The organism is Neobacillus sp. S1115, from assembly GCF_055385565.1.
In genome coordinates, this window is record NZ_AP038275.1 from 2,613,250 (window position 1) to 2,638,268 (window position 25,019).

The 25,019-nt window shown below is 42.6% G+C and carries 24 protein-coding genes and 2 riboswitches; of the genes, 22 read left to right on the forward strand and 2 right to left on the reverse strand.

Annotation, left to right across the window (positions count from 1 at the left end; all coding sequences use genetic code 11):
- Positions 1–103: 103 nt before the first annotated feature.
- A complete protein-coding gene (locus ACZ5B7_RS12680; protein ID WP_464494000.1) occupies positions 104–1,000 on the forward strand; it encodes a carbohydrate kinase family protein in 897 nt (298 codons plus the stop codon).
- A gap of 40 nt (positions 1,001–1,040) precedes the next feature.
- Here the strand turns inward: ACZ5B7_RS12680 and ACZ5B7_RS12685 are convergent, their stop codons facing one another.
- Positions 1,041–2,315 carry an MFS transporter gene (locus tag ACZ5B7_RS12685; protein ID WP_464494001.1) on the reverse strand — a complete coding sequence of 425 codons (1,275 nt, stop codon included), beginning with the start codon at positions 2,313–2,315 and terminating at the stop codon, positions 1,041–1,043.
- Positions 2,316–2,338: 23 nt separating this feature from the next.
- Positions 2,339–3,646 carry an alkaline phosphatase family protein gene (locus tag ACZ5B7_RS12690; protein WP_464494002.1) on the reverse strand — a complete coding sequence of 436 codons (1,308 nt, stop codon included), beginning with the start codon at positions 3,644–3,646 and terminating at the stop codon, positions 2,339–2,341.
- Between the two features lie 174 nt (positions 3,647–3,820).
- Here ACZ5B7_RS12690 and ACZ5B7_RS12695 point away from each other — a divergent pair, with 174 nt between their 5' ends.
- The 21 genes from ACZ5B7_RS12695 (at position 3,821) to ACZ5B7_RS12795 (ending at position 25,004) form a co-directional block, all read left to right on the forward strand.
- Positions 3,821–4,747, forward strand: a complete 927-nt coding sequence (locus tag ACZ5B7_RS12695; protein WP_464494003.1) for an alpha/beta hydrolase — start codon at positions 3,821–3,823, stop codon at positions 4,745–4,747.
- A gap of 112 nt (positions 4,748–4,859) precedes the next feature.
- Entirely contained in the window at positions 4,860–5,354 is a 495-nt protein-coding gene (locus ACZ5B7_RS12700) for a flavodoxin domain-containing protein (protein ID WP_464494004.1), read from the forward strand.
- Between the two features lie 131 nt (positions 5,355–5,485).
- Positions 5,486–6,532 (forward strand): ATP-grasp domain-containing protein, encoded by a 1,047-nt coding sequence (locus ACZ5B7_RS12705; RefSeq protein WP_464494005.1) that lies wholly within the window; start codon positions 5,486–5,488, stop codon positions 6,530–6,532.
- A 98-nt stretch (positions 6,533–6,630) separates the two neighbouring features.
- Positions 6,631–7,029 carry an acyl-CoA thioesterase gene (locus tag ACZ5B7_RS12710; RefSeq protein WP_277398264.1) on the forward strand — a complete coding sequence of 133 codons (399 nt, stop codon included), beginning with the start codon at positions 6,631–6,633 and terminating at the stop codon, positions 7,027–7,029.
- 127 nt (positions 7,030–7,156) lie between these two features.
- Positions 7,157–8,638 (forward strand): helix-turn-helix domain-containing protein, encoded by a 1,482-nt coding sequence (locus ACZ5B7_RS12715; RefSeq protein WP_464494006.1) that lies wholly within the window; start codon positions 7,157–7,159, stop codon positions 8,636–8,638.
- A gap of 204 nt (positions 8,639–8,842) precedes the next feature.
- On the forward strand, positions 8,843–10,516 hold the full coding sequence (gene hutU, locus ACZ5B7_RS12720; protein WP_464494007.1) for a urocanate hydratase: 1,674 nt from the start codon (positions 8,843–8,845) through the stop codon (positions 10,514–10,516).
- 213 nt (positions 10,517–10,729) lie between these two features.
- Complete coding sequence (gene hutI / locus ACZ5B7_RS12725; RefSeq protein WP_464494008.1) at positions 10,730–12,022, forward strand: imidazolonepropionase; 1,293 nt, start codon at positions 10,730–10,732, stop codon at positions 12,020–12,022.
- On the forward strand, positions 12,000–12,998 hold the full coding sequence (locus tag ACZ5B7_RS12730) for an agmatinase family protein (RefSeq protein WP_464494009.1): 999 nt from the start codon (positions 12,000–12,002) through the stop codon (positions 12,996–12,998). Before hutI ends, ACZ5B7_RS12730 begins: the two co-directional genes overlap by 23 nt.
- Before the next feature lie 180 nt (positions 12,999–13,178).
- Positions 13,179–14,462, forward strand: a complete 1,284-nt coding sequence (locus ACZ5B7_RS12735) for a YjiH family protein (RefSeq protein WP_423802616.1) — start codon at positions 13,179–13,181, stop codon at positions 14,460–14,462.
- A 252-nt stretch (positions 14,463–14,714) separates the two neighbouring features.
- Positions 14,715–15,731, forward strand: a complete 1,017-nt coding sequence (locus tag ACZ5B7_RS12740) for an RIO2 family protein (protein WP_464494010.1) — start codon at positions 14,715–14,717, stop codon at positions 15,729–15,731.
- A 35-nt stretch (positions 15,732–15,766) separates the two neighbouring features.
- Positions 15,767–16,882: a glycosyltransferase family 4 protein gene (locus ACZ5B7_RS12745; RefSeq protein WP_464494011.1), complete on the forward strand. Its 1,116-nt coding sequence runs from the start codon at positions 15,767–15,769 to the stop codon at positions 16,880–16,882.
- Positions 16,879–17,679 (forward strand): HipA family kinase, encoded by an 801-nt coding sequence (locus tag ACZ5B7_RS12750; protein ID WP_464494012.1) that lies wholly within the window; start codon positions 16,879–16,881, stop codon positions 17,677–17,679. The genes ACZ5B7_RS12745 and ACZ5B7_RS12750 overlap by 4 nt, the downstream gene beginning before the upstream one ends.
- Before the next feature lie 331 nt (positions 17,680–18,010).
- Positions 18,011–18,253 carry a glutaredoxin family protein gene (locus tag ACZ5B7_RS12755; protein ID WP_213140258.1) on the forward strand — a complete coding sequence of 81 codons (243 nt, stop codon included), beginning with the start codon at positions 18,011–18,013 and terminating at the stop codon, positions 18,251–18,253.
- 127 nt (positions 18,254–18,380) lie between these two features.
- Positions 18,381–18,489, forward strand: a riboswitch (TPP riboswitch).
- A gap of 80 nt (positions 18,490–18,569) precedes the next feature.
- Positions 18,570–19,391 carry a hydroxyethylthiazole kinase gene (gene thiM / locus ACZ5B7_RS12760; RefSeq protein ID WP_464494013.1) on the forward strand — a complete coding sequence of 274 codons (822 nt, stop codon included), beginning with the start codon at positions 18,570–18,572 and terminating at the stop codon, positions 19,389–19,391.
- Positions 19,391–20,203 (forward strand): bifunctional hydroxymethylpyrimidine kinase/phosphomethylpyrimidine kinase, encoded by an 813-nt coding sequence (thiD, locus tag ACZ5B7_RS12765; RefSeq protein WP_464494014.1) that lies wholly within the window; start codon positions 19,391–19,393, stop codon positions 20,201–20,203. Before thiM ends, thiD begins: the two co-directional genes overlap by 1 nt.
- On the forward strand, positions 20,200–20,841 hold the full coding sequence (thiE, locus tag ACZ5B7_RS12770; RefSeq protein WP_464494015.1) for a thiamine phosphate synthase: 642 nt from the start codon (positions 20,200–20,202) through the stop codon (positions 20,839–20,841). The genes thiD and thiE overlap by 4 nt, the downstream gene beginning before the upstream one ends.
- Before the next feature lie 7 nt (positions 20,842–20,848).
- Positions 20,849–21,358: an energy coupling factor transporter S component ThiW gene (thiW, locus tag ACZ5B7_RS12775; protein WP_464494016.1), complete on the forward strand. Its 510-nt coding sequence runs from the start codon at positions 20,849–20,851 to the stop codon at positions 21,356–21,358.
- Positions 21,359–21,462, forward strand: a riboswitch (TPP riboswitch).
- Between the two features lie 73 nt (positions 21,463–21,535).
- Positions 21,536–22,825, forward strand: coding sequence for an acetylornithine deacetylase (locus ACZ5B7_RS12780; RefSeq protein WP_464494017.1), 1,290 nt, complete (start codon positions 21,536–21,538; stop codon positions 22,823–22,825).
- A 5-nt stretch (positions 22,826–22,830) separates the two neighbouring features.
- Positions 22,831–23,502 carry a thiaminase II gene (gene tenA, locus ACZ5B7_RS12785; protein ID WP_464494018.1) on the forward strand — a complete coding sequence of 224 codons (672 nt, stop codon included), beginning with the start codon at positions 22,831–22,833 and terminating at the stop codon, positions 23,500–23,502.
- Positions 23,477–24,247, forward strand: coding sequence for an ABC transporter ATP-binding protein (locus tag ACZ5B7_RS12790; RefSeq protein WP_464494019.1), 771 nt, complete (start codon positions 23,477–23,479; stop codon positions 24,245–24,247). The genes tenA and ACZ5B7_RS12790 overlap by 26 nt, the downstream gene beginning before the upstream one ends.
- Positions 24,237–25,004, forward strand: a complete 768-nt coding sequence (locus ACZ5B7_RS12795) for an ABC transporter permease (protein WP_464494020.1) — start codon at positions 24,237–24,239, stop codon at positions 25,002–25,004. Before ACZ5B7_RS12790 ends, ACZ5B7_RS12795 begins: the two co-directional genes overlap by 11 nt.
- Positions 25,005–25,019 lie beyond the last annotated feature (15 nt).

Genomic DNA, 25,019 nt, shown 5'->3' on the forward strand with positions numbered 1-25,019 from the left:
GCACCCAGGTTAGCCTGGGTGTTTTCTTTTTACAAAGGGTAAATTTTTTTATAAAAATAGCTGTGGTAGAATGGTAGTTAAAGCTTTGAAAAGAGGTGCAGCGTTGAGCAGGCAAGGTGTGATATCCCTCGGGGATGCGTTTATTGATTACATATCAAAGGATTCAACTAATACAATATTTCACCAGTTTCCCGGCGGGGCGACGGTAAATACCGCTGTTTGGACAAGCAGGATAGGGGTGCTTTCGTATTACTTAACGAAACTAGGAACGGACGAAGAAAGTGCTTTTGTGGAGATGGAGCTTGTAAAAGAGAAAGTGAACGTCGATTATTGTGTCCGTTCGCCTGAAAAAAAAATCTGCAGTGTCAAGGTACATATAAATCAATCAGGTGAGAGACAGTTTCATTCCTATAATAACCCAACTCCAGATTTACTTCTGACCACCAATGATCTTCCTGAAGAATTGTTTCAGCAGGGGAAACTCTTTTATTTCGGTTCCGGGACACTTTTTCATGATATAGCAAGGGAAACGACACGCCAGGCACTCGAATATGCCCGCAAATGGGGACTGCTGACGGCATTTGATACAAATATCCGCCTGCAGCGTTGGGAAGGCGAAAAGAAATGCCGGGAGACTGTCATTTCATTTGCCAAACAAGCTGATATCGTTAAAATGGCTGAAGATGAATTATTCTTTTTAACAGAAACAAATAACCTGGAGGAAGGTCTGGGGCTTATCTCTGAATGGGGGATTCCGTTTCTGTTTATCACGATGGGCGGGCAAGGCTCCTGTGCCGTACATAAGGGACGAAGCATTTTCATTCCTGGAGTGCAGGTTAAAGCTGTAGATACCACCGGGGCAGGTGATGCCTTCATGGCGGCCATTATATCCCGCTTTCATAATCATGGTGTTCCTCAAGATGATTTGCAATTAGAAGAATTTGTCCGATTTGCTAATGAAATCGGTGCGCGGGCAACGACGAAAATGGGGGCATTGTAAACAAAAACAGCGAAGCACATGACTTCGCTGTTTTGTCTTTTTAATGGGTGATTGAATTTGATTGTGTAACTTGATTTGATTCCGGTACCCTCATTAAAATAATCCCACCTATGATGAACAAAACAATTAAGCTAAAAACACCGCTGTTGGTGTTTCCTGTCATCTGTGCAGTAAAACCGACTAAAAACGGTCCAAGGATGGCTGCAAATTTATAAAAGATGCTGTAAAATCCAAAGAACTCGTTGGCACTTTCTTTCGGCACCAATTTGGCGAAATAAGAGCGGCTGAGCGCTTGGATGCCGCCCTGAGAAGAGGCGACAAGCATGGCCAGAATCCAAAAGTCCAAAACAGTTTTTAAGAAATAGGCATAAGTACAAATGATGATATAAACGAAAATGCCAACGAGCAGCATCGTCTTACCCTTAAACCGATCGGCAAGCTTGCCGTACAAAATGGCAAACGGCGCGGCCACCACCTGGGTGGCAAACAGGATGATTAACAGATTCGTAGAATCAATCCCCAAATCAGATCCGTACGCGGTTGACATCGTAATAATTGTGTTAACCCCGTCAATATAAAAGAAATAGGCAAGTAAAAAGAGAAATAACGGGCGATACAGTTTAATTTTTTTAAACGTAATAAATAACTGTTTAAAGCCGTTGGAAACAGGGTTTGGGACGCGTTCTTTGTAATAAACTTGATTTACATTTTTTAACATCGGAATCGTGAATAGTCCCCACCATAAGGCGGTGATGGCAAAAGCGACTTGGCTGGCAACGGTGACAGACAATGGGAGAATGCTTTGTTGGGCCAAAATGATCAGGGCAATTCCCATAATGAACGGGATGGTACTGCCGATATAGCCCATCGCAAAACCGCGTGAGGAAATTTTGTTCATCCGCTCTTCAGTAGTGACATCAACCAGAAAGGCATCATAGAAAATGTTCGTTCCGCCGAAGCCAATAACCGTAACCATATAGCAGATTAAAAGAATCATCCACTGGCTGCTTGGAACCACGGCGAGCAAAAAAGTAAAAATAACTCCTAAAGCAAAGAAAAAGGTGAAAAATCGTTTCTTAAAGCCTCGGAAATCTGCAATGCTGCCAAGCACGGGGGCACAAATAGAGATTAATAGTGTCGCAAAAGAGTTGGCATAGCCCCAATAGGCGGTTGATGTTGCACCGGCAAGTCCTGCCTCTTTGGCGGCTGCTTTGAAATATAACGGAAAAACAGCAGTGGTAATCAGGATAGAATAGGTGGAGTTGGCCCAATCGTAAAATACCCAGCTTTTTTCTTGCTTTGTCATCCGGCTCATATTTTTTCCCCCTAACTAAGTTTTTATCGTTTCAATATCTCCTCAATTACTCTTCCATCAGTATCTCCTAAGCTGACACCAAGTAATCTTGCGAAGGTGGGCCCTTCATCAATAAGCCGGATGGATGGAAGTGTGACTGATTGAACCCCTTTTCCTGCCGCCATAAGGATGGTGCCATATGCCTCTTTTACGGGCGAATAGCCGTGAGTAGCCAGGGTATATTTTTTATCTGCCATTACATCTTCAGCTGTAATGGTTTTAATATAATCCCCCTCATAATCTTCTAAAAAGTAATATCCAAGGCTTGCTTCAATCATAAAGGCACATTCCCCGTCCGCACCTCGTTCGGCAGCCTGGATACCTGAAAGCACCTGTTCAATTCCCGAAGATGGGTCCTGAATCATTTCAGACAATAAGGATTTTACTTTTTCATAAGTAATGGTGTCACCTGGATCTTTTACATAAATATATGCCGAACCGTCACAGCTTTTGCAGTATGCCTTCCAATTTACCAGCTTTCCGCGAGAGTTGGTGGTAATCAAATTATGTTCTTTAAATAGTACGTTTAAGTGTACAGCCTTATTTTCATCTAACGCGCTGTGGTCACCGAGGATAACTACAGTGGAGTTATCTTTGATGCCGCTCTCCTCAAGTGCTTCCATGATTCTGCCAAGCCTGCTGTGATGACGGTGGATGGCGGCAATGGCCTCATCTGATGAAAAACCATGGAAGTGCCGCATGGAATCCAGGTCGGTAAAGTGGACCAGCATTAGGTTTGGTTTTTTTGTTTTAATCGTATCCACCGCTGCTTCTAAAACAAAGTCATCCAATTCCGGCTGACTTAACCCGTTGCGGAGATGACCATACCGTTTATTAAGGTCCCATTGGAAGCGGGGAGTCCCACTGGTGAGAGATACAAGAATTTGATTTTGCCATGGACGGTTTGCGAAAATCTCGGGCATGTTATAATCTATATCCGCTTTTCCGGTAACCGGCCACAGTAAGGCGGCTGTAGTCATGCCTGCTTTTTTTGCTTCATCATAGAGGGTGGTTCCGCGTATGGAGCTCCGAAACCAATTCCAGTCAGGAGATAAGCGTCCTGGCTGCAAAAGGGTATTATTAATGACACCGTGCCTGTTCGGATATTTTCCCGTAACGATAGTAGCATGGCAAGGGTAAGTGACAGATGGGTAGATACTCTCGACGTTTTCCACCAAGGCCCCGTCTTGCAAAATCGTCTTGAAGTGCGGTAATTCTTTAATTATGGGAAAATCTAATGAGGAAAGACAGTCGAATGAGATAATGATGAGATGGTCGGTAAGTCGATTCATAAAAACCCTCCGAATTGGTAACTACTGCTAATCCAATTGTACAATAAGATACATGGTTGTTACAGAATTTTTACAATATTTATAAAAAAATAGGATATTTTGCAGTTGGAAATATATGTAATTAAGTTTTTTCAGTATAATGTATATAAATGTCTAGGGAGGGGGATGACCGTGATGCCAAGCATTCAAAGTTTATTAATCGAAAAAATGATAAAACTATCAGTAAAAAGAATGGCGAAAAAAGGAATCAGGAAAACAGAGATGGAGGAAACACGGCAGAGGTTCAATGAATTTGGTGCCAAGCTTGGCCAGCTGCCAAAGGGCTGTGTTAGGGAATCCTGCAAAATTGGCGGCCTCTATTCTGAATGGCTTTCCTTCACTGATACTAAGGAGAACAAGGTAATCCTTTATTTGCACGGCGGTGCATATGAATATGGGTCGGCAGATACCCACCGTGTGTTGGCTGCGAGAATTGGCAAGGCTTCCGGTGCCAAAGTGCTCTTGCCGGAGTATCGGCTTGCCCCTGAACATCCATTCCCGGCGGCGGTTGAAGATGCTGTTTTGGTGTACCATTGGCTGCTTGACCGGGGTTATGAATCTTCTAATATTATTTTTGCTGGCGATTCAGCAGGTGCAGGCTTAAGTATTGCCGCCGCCTTGACACTGAGGGAGCAAAACGATCCCCTGCCGGCAGCAGTTATTTGTTTATCGCCTTGGGCGGACTTAACAAGCAGCGGAGAGAGTTATGAGAAAAACAGGAAGATGGACCCGTATTTAAACCCAGAAGCCGTGAGAAAGGCAGCTGCCATGTATGCAGGTGACAAACCGCTAAATCACCCAATGATTTCGCCTGTTTTCGCTGATTTGACCGACTTACCGCCATTGTTTATCCAAGCGGGAAGTCATGAAATTTTACAAAGTGATGCCGAAATGCTTGCAGCAAAGGCGCGGCTTGCTGGTGTTGATGTCACCTTGAAGATATGGGAAGGAATGTGGCACGTTTGGCAAATCTTCGGTGGCGTTCTGCCCGAGGCCCGTAAAGCCATTCGCGAAATCGGGCATTTTGCGAAGCGAAGCTTTAAAAACTCCACAATTAAGTGAATGCCCGCAAATTGGAAATTGTAATAATATTGCCAATGTTTTTGCAGCCAGTCTTTTTTACAGGCTATATAATGAGAATTAATAGAACATCATTTTGAAGGAGGAGCAAATCATGAAAACGTTAATTGTTTATTGCTCATCCCATGGTACGACAGAAAAGGCTGTGAGTGTATTATGCGAGAATATTGAAGGAGAGGTCCTCGCTGTAGATTTGAAACGGGATAAAATTCTTCTTGATTTAGAGGACTATGATGGGGTTATAATTGGCGGATCGATTCATGCAGGGGAAATTCAAAGGAAAATTAAACAATTTATCAAACAGCATCATGATGAGCTTTTAGAAAAAGAAGTGGGACTATTTCTGTGCTGCATCCGGGATGGTGATATCGTTGTGGAGCAATTTAACCGCGCCTTTCCGCAGGATTTACGGAAAAACTCCGTGGCAATGGGCTTATTTGGTGGCGAATTCTTAGTTTCTAAAATGAATTTTTTTGAAAGACAAGTAGTAAAAAAAGTGGATAGTGTAATAAAAGACGAATCGCATCTAAACCTCAACGCCATCATGGAATTTGCCCTAAGATATAATAATATAAGAATCCCGGTCTAGTCAGCCGGACTCCAAAACGCTTCTGCAGCAAAAGAGGCGTTTTTTTATTTTAGAAAAATATTTATCTGTTTAAAAAAAACACGGTTTGAACATAATGGAAGGGTCAAATTACAACATGAGAGAGGATTTTTATGAAAATTTGGTTTAACCGCTGGTTTACAACTGTTTCCCACTATATTGAGATGATTCGGGACAATCCCGATAACCGGAAATTTACAATCTATGGAACGAGTCCGAATAAGGATGCTCTATATTTGCAGTATTGTGATAAAGCTTTTACCGAACCGGAGCTCTCCGGTGATGAATATATCGCCTTCTGTCTGGAGTTTTGTGAAACACATGGGATCGACATTTTTATACCCCGCAAGGAAAACGTATTAATTTCAAAAAGACTTGCTGATTTCGAAAAAATTGGCGTCAAAGTGTTGGTCTGTCCAGATGCGGAACTAATGGAGAAGATGGATAATAAGGGCCTTGCTTATCGAACCGTTATGGAAAAAGCGGAAGAAGAAGGACCTATATTTTCCATTCCTGAACATTATGTGGTTAATACTTTAGCGGAATTTAAGTCCGCTTGCGAAAGGCTGATAGAAAAGGGACATAAGGTTTGTTTTAAACCGGTCATCGGCGAGGGTGCCAACGGTTTTCGCGTGATAAAGGATGAGATTGATTCCGTCAATCAGCTTTTTCATCATGGCACTAGTTTCCGAATGCCTTATCGGTACGCTTGCGAAATTCTTGGCCAGCAGGAGACATTTCCAGATTTAATGGTCCTTGAGTATCTAGAGGGCCGGGAATATAGTATTGATTGCCTGGCAACACCAGACCGATTACTTGCCGCGATCCCAAGGATGAAGGGAGATGGAAGAATCCGTGAGCTAGTAGACCAGCAAGAACTGATTCAACTCGCTCATCGGTTTCATCTTGAGTTTAAGCTGCCATATATATTTAATATTCAATTAAAATATAACAATGGTATCCCAAAGCTATTGGAAATTAACCCGCGTATGAGCGGCGGCATGCATATCAGCTGCCTTTCCGGCATCAATATGCCCTATCTGGCCATCAAAATCCTCCTCGGGGAGAAAATTGAAGCGGTCAGCCCGCGTTTCGGCATTCGCGCCAGCCATCTCGAAAGAGAAATGATTCTTAAGGATGATTGGTGTCAGGCACCGTAAACCATATAAAGATTTCATTTGTTTAGTAGATAGTGTAAAATAAAATAAATATGGAAAATTCAAAAAAATAATGGTGCGGCTGGGGAAAGGTGAAAAAATTGACTTATTCTGAATTAGAGCTAATCGCGGAGACAAAAACATTTCATGTCAGTAATGTGAAGATTTTTGATTATTTCGACCTGGGGCGTAAGGAATGGTACCGTTTTTGTACCCAGCAGCTGGGTGTAGAGGCAGTAGCGGTCCATATTGGCGTTGATTATAAAAAAGAAGTGTTTAATAATGATGAAATAATCGTTCGCACATGGCTTGAGCGAGTTGGGAATACAAGTTTTACCCTTATGCAAAAGATGGAAAATAAACAAGGCATTCTGCTGGCGTCTGCTGAAGTCATTTTGACAACAATTAATCGGCAAACAAGAATTAAAACCACTGTACCTGATGAAATTCGCCGACTGCTCCATCAAAATGCTGAGCTTGCCGAACTAATCAACTGCTAAAAAAAGGACGAACACCATGTCTGATGGTGCTTGTCCTTTTTTCTTTTAAAGACTATATTGGATACTGTTAATCAAACATTTTATGCTATAGAATGATAGATAGGTTTAAAAAACGGAGGATTCATTAATGGAAGGAAAATGGCTGATAGCAGATCGTGACTTAAACGAACGGGAGGGGTTGAAGTGGATGTTAAAAACCTCCTCTATTCCTGTTGCCAACATCTTGTCGGCGGCTGATTATCAGGAATTTATCGTCCTTTTTGAGAAAGAATCTCCTGAAGTCGTCTTAATCGAATTAGATATGATTACCAAAGAAGATTGGCCGGCTTTTCGTGATTTAATCCAAATTTATGAACCTATTCTGCTATTAACTAGCGCTGAGGCCACTTTTGAGAAAGCACGCTTGGCCATCGACCTGCAGGCACTGGATTTAATGATCAAACCTTTTTCGACGGTAAAAATAAAGACTGCTTATCAAAAGGCATCCCGAAAGCTTTCGACCAAATTGAAACCAAGTGGTCCAATGCAGTCAACCCTTTATAAAGATATTACCTATGAGTCCTTATTTATTTCACAAACAGGTTTTAGCGAAAACTACCATATTGCTGCATTTAAGGCTGAAGAGATTGAAATGAATCGTACCTTGCATTCCTTTTTATTAGAATATTCGTTTAAGGATTTGCATGGCATTTTTCCGTTAAGTGACATGGTTATTCTTTTGTTTATGGAGTCCTGTACCACCATAATGGAGCAATGCCGGAAAGCAATGAGAAGATGGGAAGAGGAATTTTCCGACTCACTTGCGATTGTCGTTCATAAAGGGAATTCTCCAATGCCTCTTAACGAAAAATATCGCCAAACCAGAAAAATGCTGGATTTCACTTACTATAAAGGATACCGGCAGGTGGTGGAGTTTGAATACTCTCCGAAATGGGTTTATCTCGACCCATTCTTAACGCCTCCCGAGCAACGAAATTGGATTGACATGCTGACGAACTTTGAATTGGAAAAAATAAAGAAATGCCTTTATGATGAATTTCTACATTTAGAAACTCCTTATCCGGATCCCGGTCTGGTCAGAATCAGGTTGACAAGTATTTTGGCGCAAATAAGAAGATTTATGAAGACCTACACTCTTGAGGAAGATGAGCACTTTGAGAGGGAATATCGGTACATTTTTAATTCTATTTTATATGATACGGTTCTTTACCGGACGGTTCAAAATCTGATTTTATTTATGCAAAAAATTTTCCAGGGTGTGGAGGCTAACATCCGCAGCTTAAAAAACGATCCAATCGAAAGAGGCATCGCCTATATGGAAGCTAATTTTTCAAATAGCCAGCTGCGGCTTGAAGAAGTAGCTCAATATGTGGAGCGAAATCCGTCTTACTTCAGTCATCTTATAACCTCGACGACTGGTTCAAGCTTTACGGATGTGTTGACTGGAATCAGGATGAAGGAAGCGAAAAGACTGCTGCGGGAGACGAACAAGCCCATCAATGAAATTGCCGCGATGGCCGGCTTCCAAAATTCCAATTATTTTAGCAGGCTGTTTAAGGATTTGATGGGTTCCTCACCAAGAGAATATCGAAAAGAAATGAAACTATGACTCAGTGCTGACTGAGTCTTTTTTTTGTTATATTTCTAAAAATAATTAACTTTTTCTAAAAAAAGTATCCTTTATTAAGGATTTGTCCTAAAAAAAAGCATTTTATTATAAAAATTGTATCTGTTTTCTAATGTTTTATTCGTATTTTTCAGAAGATTAGCTTTTTATAATAAAAATAGATTTAAACCAATAAGGGGTGTAAAAATGGAAACGAAAACATCACAACCAAGAGTAGTTAAAAATTATAAAGGCACTGAACTGCATGCAAAGGGCTGGATTCAAGAGGCAGCGCTCCGCATGCTTTACAATAACCTTGACCAGGAGGTTGCCGAACGACCAGAAGATTTAGTTGTCTACGGCGGAATCGGAAAGGCAGCACGTAACTGGGAATCTTTTGATGCAATTGTGAAAACGCTTTTAGAGTTAGAAGATGATGAAACATTATTGATCCAGTCCGGAAAACCGGTTGTAGTTTGGAAATCTCATAAGGATGCGCCGCGCGTATTGCTGGCAAATTCAAACCTTGTTCCTGCATGGGCTAATTGGGAGCACTTCCATGAGCTTGATAAAAAGGGCCTGATGATGTATGGCCAAATGACAGCCGGCAGCTGGATTTATATCGGCAGCCAGGGAATCGTTCAGGGAACCTATGAAACTTTTGCTGAGCTTGCTCGTCAAGAGTTTGGCGGTTCATTAAAACACACGATTACACTAACTGCTGGTCTTGGCGGGATGGGCGGCGCTCAGCCACTTGCTGTAACAATGAACGATGGTGTTTGTATCGCTGTGGAGGTCGATGAGTGGAGAATCGACCGTCGGATCGAAACAAGATACCTGGATGTAAAAACGAAGGATCTTGATGAAGCATTACGTATAGCGTTTGAAGCGAAGAAGGAAGGCAAGGCACTTTCTATTGGGCTTCTTGGCAACGCGGCTGAAATTTTACCATTAATGATCGAAAAAGGTTTCAATCCAGATGTGTTAACCGACCAGACATCCGCACACGACCCATTAAATGGATATGTACCAATTGGGTATTCATTAGAGGAAGCAGCGAAGTTAAGAGCGGAAAATCCGGCTGAGTATGTGAAACTTTCCAAACAAAGCATGGCTGTTCATGTAAAGTCAATGCTGGATATGCAGACAAAAGGTGCGGTTACATTCGATTATGGTAACAACATCCGTCAGGTAGCAAAAGACGAAGGTGTGGAAAATGCCTTTGATTTCCCAGGATTTGTTCCAGCTTACATTCGCCCGTTATTCTGTGAAGGAAAAGGACCTTTCCGTTGGGCGGCATTATCTGGCGATCCGGAAGATATCCGCAAAATTGACGAAGCATTACTTCGCGAGTTTAAAGATGATGAGCATCTTTGCAAATGGGTAAGAATGGCCCAGGAAAGAATCGCATTCCAAGGACTTCCTGCTCGTATTTGCTGGTTAGGATATGGAGACCGTGCTCGTTTCGGTAAAGTGATTAATGACATGGTGGCTAGCGGTGAGGTTTCAGCACCAATCGTTATTGGCCGTGACCACTTAGACGCTGGTTCTGTTGCTTCACCAAACCGTGAAACTGAAGCAATGAAAGACGGTTCGGATGCAGTTTCCGACTGGCCAATTCTAAATGCAATGATCAATGCTGTAGGCGGAGCGAGCTGGATTTCGTTGCACCATGGCGGCGGCGTTGGTATGGGATATTCCCAGCACTCTGGCATGGTTATCGTAGCCGATGGTACGAAGGAAGCAGAAGTCCGCTTGCAGCGCGTATTAACAACTGACCCTGGGATGGGTGTAGTCCGCCATGCTGACGCCGGGTACGATCTGGCTATTAAGACTGCTAAGGAAAAAGGCATCAAAATGCCAATGCTTAAGCAAGACTAGTACTACCAGGATAAGGGTACGCAATCGTGTTTGGCGGATATATCTGCGAGTTTGGCGGATATGTCCGCTATTTTGGCGGATATCTCGGTTAATTCGGCGGATATGTTGATGTTTTCGGCGAATAACTTGCACTTTTTGGCGGATTCCATGTTGAAATGGAACTGTAGCCCGAGATAATCCTGCAAAACTATGTTTTGAGAGGAATGACTCAAATTGACCAAAGCAATTTTTATTAGAAATGCATCTCAACTAGTTACTTTACATGGCGGCTCTGATGCTCCACGGGTAAAAGCGGAAATGGCTGAGCTCGGCATTATCGAAAACGGCAGTGTATGGATTGAGGACGGAGTTATTCAGGCTGTCGGTACTGATGAAGAGCTTGCAGCTAAATATGCCAACCGTCTCTCTGAGGCTGAACTAGTTGACGCCAGTGGAATGCTTGTAACACCAGGTTTAGTAGATCCGCATACACATCTTGTTCATGCGGGAAGCCGAGAAAACGAGTTCAATATGCGCTTGCAGGGTAAAACCTATATGGAAATCATGAATGCCGGCGGCGGGATTCACGCGACGACAAGAGCAACAAAAGCCGCATCACATGAGCAGCTCTACAAAGAAAGCTATAACCGTTTAAATCAGTTCTTGCGTCATGGTGTTACCACGGTTGAAGCAAAAAGCGGCTACGGAATGAATTGGGAAACTGAACTGAAGCAGCTTGAAGTGGCGAAAGAATTACAGGAAAAGCATGTGGTTGATGTAGTTTCTACTTTTATGGGAGCACATGCGGTTCCGAAGGAGTATAAGGAAAACCCAGATGAGTTTGTACGCGTGTTAGTGGAAGATATGATTCCGAAAGTTGCCGAGCTCGGACTCGCGGAATTTAATGATGTGTTCTGTGAGCATGGGGTATTTACACCGGAGCAATCAAGGGTCATTCTTGAAGCCGGAAAGCGTCATGGTTTGATTGCGAAAATCCATGCAGATGAGATTGAGCCATATGAAGGAGCGGAACTTGCGGCAGAGGTTGGAGCCATTTCCGCAGACCATCTTCTTAAAGCTTCAGAAAAAGGTATGAAGGCAATGGCTGAAAAAGGCGTTGTCGGCGTATTACTTCCAGGTACAGCCTATTTTTTAATGGCTGAGTCTGCAAATGGCCGAAAAATGATTGATTTAGGAGTGCCGGTCGCGCTTTCCACCGATTGTAACCCTGGATCATCACCAACAGTTTCGCTGCCGTTTATCATGAGCCTTGGCTGCTTGAAAATGGGAATGACTCCGGCAGAGGTTATCACCGCTACCACCATTAACGCTGCCCATGCCATCAATCGCGGCCGCGAGATTGGCAGTTTAGAAGTCGGTAAAAAAGGTGACGTGACTATTTTTAACATTGAAAACTATATGAAGCTTCAATATTCCTATGGTGTCAACCACACTGATACGGTCGTGAAAAATGGCCGGGTGGTTGTCAAGGGAGGTCAGCTCATTGAAGAGCTTTCTTTATCCTAAACTAAATCCGCCAAGCTTTACATGGGTACGGCCAGAGGGAGGCAGTGCGGAAGCTAGCAAAGTTCATGAATGGATTGAGCCTTTGTCAGCTGCAAGCGACCCGGAAAGAGCAAACGACGCTGGCATTGTCGTTGTCGGCGTCCCACTTTCTCGTTCGTCCATCAGTGCATCAGGAGCGTCGGAATTTCCGGATGCCTTCCGAAGAGCATGGAAAGGATTCACGACCTATAATTTGGATGAAGATGTGGATCTTATGGATATGACGGCAGTGGACGCAGGAGACGTCCCGATGCATGTCACTGATATCCGCCGCTGCCATGATAATATTATCGCGGCATCTACGGCACTTCATCAGCATTTTACGAAGTCCAAGATTTGCGCTATTGGCGGCGATCATTCGATTACGGCAATGATGGTAAAGGGTCTGCATCTGGCCCGCTCTGACGAGAAGATTGGAATTATCCAATTTGATACTCATTTTGATTTACGGGACATGAGTGATAATGGACCTTCGAATGGGACACCGATGCGGAACCTGATTGAAAGCGGCGTCGTGGACGGCTCGAATATGTATAATATTGGTCTACATGGATTTTTTAACACTAAAGATTTAAAGCAATATGCAGATGAAAAAGGTGTTAATTATATTACGCTGGGGCGTGCCAGGAAAAAAGGCATCGAGGCGACGGTCCTTGAATGTCTGGACGCACTCGCCGCTAAAGTTGACACTATTTATTTGACGGTTGACATGGATGTCCTTGACATCGCTTATGCCCCAGGGGTACCGGCCTCAACGCCGGGGGGCATGACGACAGCTGAACTGCTTGAAGGGGTACTAGCAGCAGCCAAACATCCAAAAGTAGGCGCAATGGACATCGTCTGTCTAGACCCGCTTAAAGACAGTGCCGTCCAACCAACCGTTAAACTCGGCACCCAAGTATTTTTAACCTTTGTTACAGGGGTTATGTTGAGATAGGTGTCAGGCACCACAGAAAGACAATTTGGGGTATTTGTCCACCTCAGGTGGACAAATACTTAATTTTTTGGTTTTGTACTTTAATGAACTAAAGGAAGTTTATTTCAAGGGGGATGGAGTATGGCAAATCATTCAGTTGAACAAGTAAAGGCTGTACAGCCGGAATTACAGAACAGCAACATGATGAATATCGTGAAGTTTTTTGTTTATAGTGCCATTGGTATTTTTGTCTTTTTTATTCCAGTAACAGTAAATGGGAAATCATCTATCATGCTGGACCACATTGTTTCCTACATTCAAACGGCGGCTCCAGGAGTTCTGCCATATTATGCATTGCTCGTGATTTTATTGGGTGCTGTTTACCCATTTATTAAAGGCACTTGGAAAAAAGACACGGTAACATTAGTCTTTTCAATCCTCAAAGTGTTTGGTTTTGTGGCAGGTGTGATGCTTGTATTTAATGTTGGCCCTAAGTGGTTTTTTGACCCAAATATGGCACCGTTTTTATTTAACAAGTTAGTCATTTCAGTTGGCTTGCTGGTACCAATCGGCTCCGTATTTCTGGCTTTATTGGTCGGCTATGGATTGCTTGAATTTGTCGGAATCTTTATGCAGCCGGTGATGAAACCGATTTGGAAGACACCTGGACGTTCTGCTATTGATGCAGTGGCATCCTTTGTAGGAAGCTACTCAATTGGATTATTAATTACCAACCGTGTTTTTAAAGAAGGAAAATATACTATTAAAGAAGCAGCAATTATTGCAACGGGATTTTCTACTGTTTCAGCCACCTTTATGATCGTTGTTGCCAAAACGCTGGATATAATGAACATTTGGAATGCCTATTTCTGGGTAACATTTATCGTAACATTCATCGTAACCGCTATCACAGTCCGTATTTGGCCATTATCCAAAATGAGTGATTCCTATTATCAAGATATGGAGGGTGACGTAGAGGTTATCATTAAGAAAGACAGAGTGAAGACTGCATGGAAAGAAGCGATGGTAACTGCAAACGAGTCTCCTAGTCTTGGTAAAAACATTTGGGACAACCTAAAAGACGGCTTTGTCATGACAATGGGGATTCTTCCTTCGATCATGTCAGTTGGCTTGCTGGGTCTTGTTTTAGCGGAATTTACCCCAGTTTTTGATTGGCTTGGCTATATTTTCTATCCTTTCGCAAAGCTCGTGCAGCTACCGGATGCCATGCTTGCTTCAAAAGCCAGTGCTTTAAGTATTGCCGAAATGTTCTTACCGGCACTTTTAGTAACAAAGGCTGCACTTGTTACAAAGTTTGTCATTGCTGTTGTGTCCGTTTCTTCCATCATTTTCTTCTCAGCAGTGGTACCATGTATCCTTTCAACTGAAATACCACTTACAGTCGGCAAACTTGTGGTCATCTGGTTCGAACGAGTAGTCCTGACGATCCTAATTACAGCACCAATTGCATTTTTAATTCTATAAGCCAAGGAATTTCGTTTTCCAAAAAAACCTTGAGTTATCAAGGTTTTTTTTATGAAAAAATACTATTTACAAAAATTACTTTCACATTTATAGGATACAAGCCTTAACCATTTACAGCTAATATGAATTAACTATTAGAAGAGGCAGATGTTGTTAAAATTTTGGATGGTTATCGTTATGTGGAGGTAATATTAATGAATTATGCTTCATGCCTAATGGCATATTTTAAAAAATACAGGAGGGAGGAAATAAATGAATATTAAGCATCTCGAAAATATATTGAGCGGCATTAGCGTCCAAAATGTACCGAATGCAGATGTGGAGGTTGTGAATAATACCCTGTTGACGATGATTGGTAAGGGCAGGCAGGGAGCAGTTTTTCACTATACTAATGACATTTGCGTTAAGGTGTTTGGAAATGAAGAGGATTGTGAACGGGAGTATTATGCTTTATCGCTTGGCCAACAGACCACCCTTTTACCGCGAGTATATGCAAAAGGAAACCTTTACATCGCAATGGAGATTATCAAAGGGGTTGATTTGCGGGAATATTTGCAATCACAGCCATTAACGGAGGAACTCTCTGCAAAACTAATAGACATGCTCATTACTTTTAAAAAGATAGGTTATGAACGGATAGACCATCATAAACGGCAAATCTATTTACAGGAGGACGGGAGCTTAAAGGTGATTGATGTCGCGAGGACCGTATGGCGCGACCGTGTTTACCCTTATCCTAGAAAATTAATTAATTCCTTAGGGAAAGAGTATAAAGAAGTATTTTTATCCCATGTACAAGCATTATCGCCTGACTTATATGAGGAATGGCAGAACTTCATCCGAATGGAAGAACTTTCACGTCATATTTATGAAATTATACTCAAGCAGAAATCCAACAAAAAAACTTTAAAAAAATTAAGTGAAAAGAATTTAATAGTAGACAACGAAAAAAAATACGTATTACAGCTTGAAGGGTTAATGTACAAGGTTTTTAAGGAAGAATGGATTAAAACCATGCTGGCCCGGGGTACTGACCCAGAAGTAGTTATGGAAAAGATTGATGAGTACTGGGATAAACGTGAACAAAGTTTTGAGAAGAATTACCCAGTGAAAGAGGGCAGCAAGAAAAATAAGGATAAACGCTCCCGCCGATATGAAGGATACAGTTATGATGACCGAAAAAAAGATCGTCACCACAGTAAAGGTCATCATGATAAAGATCGTAAGCGTAACAAGCATGAAAAAGATAAAAAAAGACACAAAAGGTAAACTACAAACCTATTAAAAAGAGAGGTGAAGCGAACATGAAGATATTGGTCATCTGGCGCTTGCTCACTGTAGGAGGAGTAAATGCCGGTTGGCGAAATCGAGCCATTTATTTTAAAAAACATGGAATTGAAACCGAATTTCTCTATACAACGGACCACGGCGGCCTTCATATTATGCAGGATGTGGCTAAAGTTTATTTAACGAAGGACGACAAGGAGATTATTAACATTATCAAAGAAAATGGATATGATGCCATCATCGTAGTCGACACCGGTGCTGCCTACAAGTGGATTCGAAAAGCGAAATACGAAGGTCCTATATTAATAGAGGCCAGAACCCCCGAGCTTATCAAATTGATGCCGCACTTGAAAACCTTCAAAGGAATCGAGCCCAAACTAATCATTGTTCCTTCCCATTATCAGAAAAGGCTTGTTTCCATTCTTACAGAGGATATCCCTATTCACGTTATATACAACGGAGTCGATACGTCTTTTTTTCGGGCATTGCCTGTGGAGGAAATCGATTTTGCAAGCCTGCCTCTTAACCAGCATGGTAAAAAAATTGTCGGTTGGATAGGCCGGACTGATAGGCGGAAGAATTGGCCGATGCTATTGGAGGTCGCCGAGAAAATAAAACGTGAACGTGATGATATAGAATTCTGGCTCATTGGCGGTGCACAAAGCGTCCAGCGGGAAGAATTTGCTGCCGCTTGGAATGACGGGGAACTAACTGACATTGTGAAATGGTTTCCCGTTATTCCGTACCAGCAGATGCCGCATGTCTATGCCAAAATTCGCGAATCGGGTGGCTGCACCCTAGCGACCACGAAGTCGGAATCGTTCGGGAATACTTTTATTGAATCGATGGTGTGCGGGGTTCCTGTTGTGGCTTCGAACATCATGCCAATTAACGAACTGGTGGTAAATGGTGAGACAGGCTTGCTTTATCGGGGCCAAAACGTCGACGATGCAGCCAAGCAAATCTATGAGATTGTAGATAATCCCGACATGCATCGAAAAATGTCGGAAGCTGCAGTTCGTCGGGTGGAAGAGAATTTTGCCATCCACGTGGTCGCGGATCAATACGTTCACTTATTAAAATCATTCATTCAATTGGAGAGGAATGGAGATGGGGAGGTGGAGGCGACTTGATTAAACCTGTGTCATATCAGAAAAAATTACAAGGAAAATCGAACGCTCATTTAATCATGTTTGATGATGGCAGGGAGTATGTGGTGAAATTTTTTCAGCAAGGCTTTGAAAGATCTTTGCCCAATGAATGGGTCGCCTACTGCCTTGGGCGATATCTAGGATTGCCAATTCCATTTGGCAGAATCGTAGAAATTCCGGAGGAATTCTCGTTACAGGTGCCTGAACTTGCCGAGTTGGGACACACCCAATACCAATTTGCATCTTTGTTTATTCCCGATTGTCTGGATGGCCACAAGGTTTCAAAAATTTCTTCTATTGTTAACCACCAGTCATTAGCGGGTATTATTGCATTTGATTATTGGCTGTTTAATCGTGATCGGACTCGTATGAATGTTCTTTTTCAAGAAGTTGCCTCAGGTTCAGGAGCGTATAAGCTATGGATGATAGACCAGGCAGAGGTTTTTGGTTCCTATAATTGGACCCAGGAGGATGTAGATAATCTCCCTGCCGATTTATTAAAAAGTGCCACACATGAATTGATGTCGGCCTATATCGAGGATGAAAAAATATTTTATGAGCACCTGGAAATTATTCAAACAATCCCCATTTTATTAATAGAAGAAATTGTTGAGCTTATCCCGGAAGAATGGGGCGTCACAAAAGACGAAAAAAAAGCAATAGTAACAACACTCGTAACAAGGCGAAAAAAAATTCTTCCTAAATTGCTCGAAAGGTTTATGAAAAGAAAATGGGTGTCAGACACCACAAAAAGACATTTTGGCAAATTGTCCACCTGAGGCGAATGAATTGTAAAATAATGGGTGATCAATCGTTTAAACCGTCATTTTTTGACGGTTATTTTTTTGTTTTTTCGTGGTTTTTGGTTGAATAGGCTGTTTTGTGATGGGAAATTATTGTGTTTATTCCTTGGGAAAGCGCATGAAGTGACATTTCTCGAGTTGTGAGGTCGCTAGAGTGATGTACAAAACGACATGACCCGACATGAAGCTGTATTCCCACTGTTTGCCTTTATATAAATCATTTGGCATATAATCATTTAAATTGCTTTTTGTAGGTAAAATGAATATTGTGTATGTTAGACATAATCGGACAGGGGAGAATTTTATCTTGAGCAAACAAGTAATTGTTTATACCACCAACGACTGTATCGAATGCACAATGGTTAAGAAAGTCCTGACTGAAGAAGGAATTCCTTTTGAGACAAGAAATGTGGCAGAAAATCCTGAGTATCAAAAGGAAGTGGAAAAATACGGTTTTCTCGGTGTTCCTGTTACGGTAGTGAATAACCGTGCGGTAAAGGGTTTTACAAATGATCTTAAAGAATTGATGGAGCTTGCGAAAGAGAGCTAATAAGTACAAATTTCGGAAATCGAGTATTTCGGAGTTTTTAGAAGCGGGTTAAACAAAAGTATTTTTAAGATATTTTTCTTTACAAAAAAGATTCTTAGGTTTATTCTGATGATAATTTCATATTTGATGTAACTACTAGGGGTGCCCTGTTAGCGGGCTGAGAGAAAACGGCTAGTTTTTAACCCTTCGGACCTGAACTGGATAATACCAGCGTAGGAAAGTAGACCATGTTTAATTTTTACGGTTTCTTACTTAACTTAACCAGGTCCTTTATGAGGGTCTGGTTTTTTTTATTTTTTAAAAGGAGGAGAAGGATTTGCTTAAAAACAACTTGTTTGAAACGTTGCAAAAAGTAAGAGAAGTAAAACCGCTTGTACATAATATTACGAATTTAGTGGTAACCAATTTTACAGCGAATGGACTTTTGGCTTTAGGGGCATCACCGGTAATGGCCAATGCTGCTGAGGAAGCCGCAGATATGGCACGGATCGCCAGTTCACTAGTTTTAAATATTGGCACTTTAAATTCACAAACGGTAGATTCGATGATTTTGGCAGGGAAGGCGGCCAATGAACAAGGTATTCCGGTTATTTTTGACCCGGTGGGTGCAGGGGCAACCCCTTATCGGACGGAAACAGCGCAAAGGATCATGAGGGAACTAAGAGTATCCATAATTCGAGGGAACGCCGCTGAAATTGCCAATGTCGTTGGAGAGAAATGGGAAATCAAAGGTGTCGATGCGGGAAGCACAAATGGTAATATTACCGATCTCGCCATGACTGCTGCCGAAAAATTAAACTGTATCGTCGTCATTACAGGGAAGGAAGATGTCGTTACGAATGGGAGTACCACTTATGTTGTGGCTAATGGACATCCATTGTTAACAAAAGTGACAGGTACTGGTTGTCTATTAACCTCCGTTATTGGTGCATTTACCGGGGTGGAGAAGGATTTACTGCAGGCATCTGTTGCTGCAGTCTCGATATACGGAATAGCCGCAGAAAAGGCGGCGGAACTAACGGTGGAATCAGGCCCAGGAAGCTTTCAAATCGAATTTTTGAACCAGCTTTCGAAGGTTGCTGCAGATGACATCAATCTTTATTCTTCCATAAAAAAATTAACAGGAGGAGGGCAATAATGAAAAAGGCGTTAACGATTGCAGGTTCCGATTCTGGCGGTGGAGCCGGAATTCAGGCGGACCTAAAAACGTTTCAGGAGTTAGAGGTTTTTGGCATGTCCGCATTAACCGCTGTTACAGCGCAAAATACATTAGGTGTCCATGGAGTTTATCCAATGACAGCAGAGGCGGTTATCGAACAGATGAAAGCCATCGGTGAGGACATGGGGACTGATGCGGTGAAAACGGGTATGTTATTTAATGCTGAAATTATTGAAGCTGTATCTGTTAATCTTACAAAATATCATTGGGATAATGTTGTTGTCGATCCTGTAATGATCGCAAAAGGCGGGGCTTCCTTGCTGCAAATTGAAGCAATTTCTGCGATGAAGAAATTTTTAATGCCGCTTGCCAAAGTGGTTACCCCGAATATTCCAGAGGCTGAGGTCCTAACCGGGATGTCTATACGTACAGCAGAAGATAAGCAGGAGGCAGCAAAAAAATTACATGCCTTAGGGGTGCAAAACGTTGTGCTGAAAGGCGGCCATGATGAAAACCCTTCAGAATCAACAGATCTCCTCTTCGAAGGAAAAGAATTCTATACTTTTACGAGTAAGCGAATTCCGACTAAGAACACACACGGCACTGGCTGCACTTTTTCAGCAGCGATTACTGCTGAACTGGCTAAGGGAGCAGATGTATATCAAGCGGTCATCAAGGCGAAGGATTTTATTCAGGCTGCAATTGAAGATGGGATTGCGATTGGACAGGGACATGGGCCGACAAACCATGGGGCTTACCGGAAAAGAATCATGGAGATGGTCCAATCATGATAAACTTACGGGAAGCCTTGAAAGTATATTTTATTATGGGAACAGCCAATTGCAGGAAGGACCCGGTTGAGGTATTGAAAGAAGCCATCGCCGGAGGAATTACCTTTTTTCAATTTCGGGAAAAAGGCGAAGGGGCTTTAATCGGGGAAGAAAAATATGCTCTTGCGAAAAAACTGCAAAGCCTATGCAAAGAACACAGAATTCCGTTTATCGTTAATGATGATCTTGAACTGGCAATCGCGCTTGACGCAGATGGGGTTCATATTGGTCAGGAGGATGAACCGGCTGTAACAGTCAGAAATCAAATTGGCGATAATAAAATTCTTGGTGTATCCGTTCATACGCCGGAGGAGGCCGAAGCAGCACTTAGCGCTGGTGCCGATTATTTCGGAATTGGACCGGTTTATCCAACAAAAACGAAGGCCGATGCAAAGCCATCAAGAGGGACTGCACTGATCGAGGAACTGCGAAGTCAAGGAATTGCTGTACCGATTATTGGAATTGGCGGGATTACAAGTGAAAATGCGGCAACTGTCGTGGAAGCCGGAGCGGATGGCGTTTCAGTTATTACCGCCATCAGCCTTGCCGATTCACCGCACTTAGCTGCAAAGGCTTTGCGAAAAAGTGTAGGGGAGTGAAGAGATCATGAAAAAAACGTATAAGCTTACGTTAACTGCCATGATGATTGCGATGGGGACTCTTTCAAGTAATTTGGTCGTGATTCCGATTGGTTTTACAAAGGTTTTTCCAATGCAGCATTTTTTAAACGTTCTTTCCGCGGTTCTGTTGGGCCCCTATTATGCCGTGGCCCAGGCCTTTTGTGTTTCCCTGCTTCGGAATATGATGGGCACAGGTTCGCTTTTTGCGTTTCCTGGAAGCATGGTCGGGGCATTGCTAGCCGGACTATTATTTTGGAAAACTAGAAAAATCTATTTTGCTGTTATAGGAGAAGTTATTGGGACGGGAATTCTTGGAGCATTGCTTTCCTATCCTATTGCAACCCTAATCCTCGGGCAGAAAGCAACTCTATTCGGGTTTATCCCATTATTTATTTTCAGTTCCTTTGCCGGAGCACTGCTTGGATTTGTGATTTTAACGATTTTCTTAAGGAAGAAAGTGCGGCTTGGCGAGAAAAATATCACAGTAACTAAATAGAACCTTCACTGGGGGAAGCCTAAAAGGCTTGAGATGGGCACAGCTCCGAACCCTTTGAACCTGAACTGGATGATTCCAGCGGAGGGAAGTGGAACGATCAGAACCCACTCTTACCTTTGCTATAAAGAGTGGGTGTTATTTTTTTAAAACCTAGAATGAATTTAGGAGGCTTTAGGAATGGTTGGTCTGGAAAATTTAATAGAAACGATCGGACAAGAAGTGGAAGCTAGGGAAGCCGAACTGCTTAAACTTTTGAGCGACCTAATTGCGTTTCGGACTGAAAGTCCACCGGCCCGGAATACAACGGGAATCCAGGAGTTTCTTAAAAGCTATTTAGGAGACATGGGATTTCAAACCGATATGTGGGAAGTATATCCTGGGGATTCGAATGTGGTTGGAATTTTAAAGGGTGAATCCTCTGAGCAATATAGAAGCTTAATTGTCAATGGACATGTGGATGTTGCTGAAGTTGGCGACGAGAAGGAATGGGGGGCGGCCCCGTTTTCTGCCAGAATCAAGGATTCTTATATATATGGACGCGGTGTTGCCGACATGAAAGGCGGTATTGCCGCATCCCTCATTGCTATAAAACTTTTAAAAGAGCTTGGGGTTGCGCTTAAAGGAGATTTGCAATTTCAGTCTGTAATTGGAGAAGAAGTTGGCGAGGCAGGAACGCTTGCTTGTTTGGAAAGGGGCTATTCTGCTGACTATGCAGTGGTAGTTGACACAAGCGATTTACATATTCAAGGGCAGGGCGGCGTCATAACCGGCTGGATAACGATTCAAAGCAAAGAAACCTATCATGATGGGATGAGGAGAAGGCTGATTCATGCCGGCGGAGGCATCAATGGTGCCAGTGCGATTGAAAAAATGACGAAAATCATCGAAGGCCTTCAAGACCTTGAACGCCACTGGGCTGTGACAAAAAGTTACGAAGGTTTTCCACCAGGTATGAATACAATTAATCCTGCTGTAATCGAGGGCGGAAGGCATGCTGCGTTTGTTGCCGACCGCTGCTCCTTGTGGGTTACCGTTCATTTCTACCCAAATGAAGATTACGAAGAGATTATAAAGGAGATTGAGCAGCATATTGGTGCAGTGGCAGCTGCGGATCCATGGCTTCGTGACAATCCACCGGAATTTGTTTGGGGCGGTAAATCTATGATAATCGATCGTGGTGAAATATTTCCTTCCTTGGAGCTTGATGTGGACCATTCAGGAACCCGAATGCTGGCAAGCTCCTTTGAAAAAACGCTTATGAAAAAGCCTGTACTGGATATGTCTACGACGGTAACAGATGCAGGCTGGCTTGGCCGTGCAGGAATTCCGACAGTTATTTTTGGGCCGGGAAAACTAGAGGATGCCCATGCTGTTAATGAGAAGGTCGAGATTCGGCAATTGTTAGACTTTACAAAAGTGTTAGCTCAATTTATTGCTGTCTGGTGCAACACACGAAAGGAGGAGTAAAGCCAATGAGTTTTTCTGATCGGCTTTTTGAAAAAGTTAAGGGAATTTGGGAGAAAACACATGAGCATCCATTCGTAGTCGGGTTGGGACGTGGCGATCTTCCGGTCGAATCTTTTATCCGCTATATGAAGCAGGACTATGTGTTTCTTATTGACTATTCAAAGTTGTTTGCGTTTGGAACGGTGAAGGCGAGAGATGTTGAGACCATGGCAGCTTTTGCAAAGCTTTTAGATGAAACCTTACATGGTGAAATGGACCTGCACCGCGAGTATGCGAAACGGTTTGGAATTACGGAACAGGATCTTGAAGGCACCGAACCTACTCCGATTAATTTAGCTTACACCCGCTACATGTTAAATGTGGCTCAAAATGGTTCTTTGGAGGAATTAATATCAAGTCTGCTGCCATGTATGTGGAGCTATTGGGAAATCGGTAAAATGCTAGCAGAAAACTATCAAAACTCTAGCGATCATCTATTATACGGCGACTGGGTGAAAATGTACTCTTCTGATGAATTTGGGTCGCTGGCTCTCTGGCTAATCGATTTGTTAGATAAATTAACGGAAGGAAAACCAGAGCGAGAATTGGCGGTTTTAGAAGAGCATTTTCTCACCACATCCAGGTTTGAGTATATGTTCTGGGACATGGTCTATGAGGGAGGAGATTGGCCTGTCTAATTCAAATATGTTACACATCGAAGATTTAACATATACGTTTGATAGGGATATGCAGCCGATTTTTCAACAGCTTTCGCTCGATTTAAAGGCGGGGGAGTTTGTTTCCCTTATTGGCCCAAGCGGGTCAGGGAAAAGTACACTTTTTAAATTAATTACCGGACTGCTTAAACCGGGCCAGGGAAAAATACAAATTGCTGGGAATCTATCCTTAGGCAGACTAGGAAAAGTTGGCTATATGCCGCAAAAAGATTTACTGCTGCCTTGGCGGACGGTAATGGAAAACGTGCTGTTGCCCTCAGAAATCGCGAAAGAGGACAAGCGGGAAAAGTCACACGAAATCCGTGCTTGGTTATCCCGTTTTGGGCTTAAGGAATATGAGAATGCTTATCCAGATGAATTATCAGGGGGAATGAAACAGCGTGTCGCCTTTTTACGGACCATTATGACAGGCAGGGAACTTTTATTGTTGGATGAACCGTTTGGGGCGCTGGATTCGTTAACGAAACGAACCATGCATAGCTGGTTATTGGGGCTATGGGGTGAGCTTCAAAAGACCGTCCTGTTCATCACACATGATCTCGAGGAGGCAATTTTATTAAGCGATAGAATTCTTCTCCTTCAAAATAGAGGAGTCCTGGAATACAAGGTCAACCTGCCAAGACCACGAAATTCAGAATCTATTTATCAACCAGAGTTTATTTCGATGCGTAAAGAATTGGAGCGGCTGATACAACATGAGGAGTAAATGGAAAAGATGGGCCGGAGAATACGGTTTGTTTTTGCTGACGGCCATTTGTTTAATCAGTATTTGGCAGTGGGTAGTTGAAGCAGGAATGGTGCCTTCATTTATATTGCCTGCACCTACGGCAATCGGCGAGTCACTTGTGAATAATCGTGAGATTCTTTTGGGCGAGCATTTACCGGCGACATTCTTAGAGGTTTTGATTGGCTTTGGACTTTCGCTTATAGGAGGGCTGCTTTTAGGCGTTAGTATGCATTTTTCTAAGATATTAGAAAAAGTGCTTTATCCTTTTCTAATCATCTCTCAAACGATCCCGATGATTGCCATTTCGCCGATTTTTATCATGTGGTTCGGCTACACTATATGGAGCAAGGTTGCTGTGACAATATTGGTAGCTTTTTTCCCAATCGTTGTGAGTACTTATGACGGGTTGAAGGCGGGCGGAAGCGAATATCGTGAATTACTGTTAACAATGGGGGCCGGACGCTGGACAATTTTTAAAAAGGTGCAGGTTCCGATGGCCTTGCCATCCATCATGTCCGGTTTGAAGATGGCGGTGGTTTATTGTGTCGTCGGCGCCACTATCGGAGAGTGGCTGGGGGCAAGTGAAGGGCTGGGCTATTTTAGCCGGAGGATGTCTTCAAATCTCCAGTCAGATTCGGTCTTTGCAGCTATTTTTCTGCTTTCTTTAATGGGAATTGTATTGTTTTTGTTTATAAGCTTACTAGAAAAAAAGTTAATAAAAAATAAGATTCGTTAATTTGCTGAAAGGAAG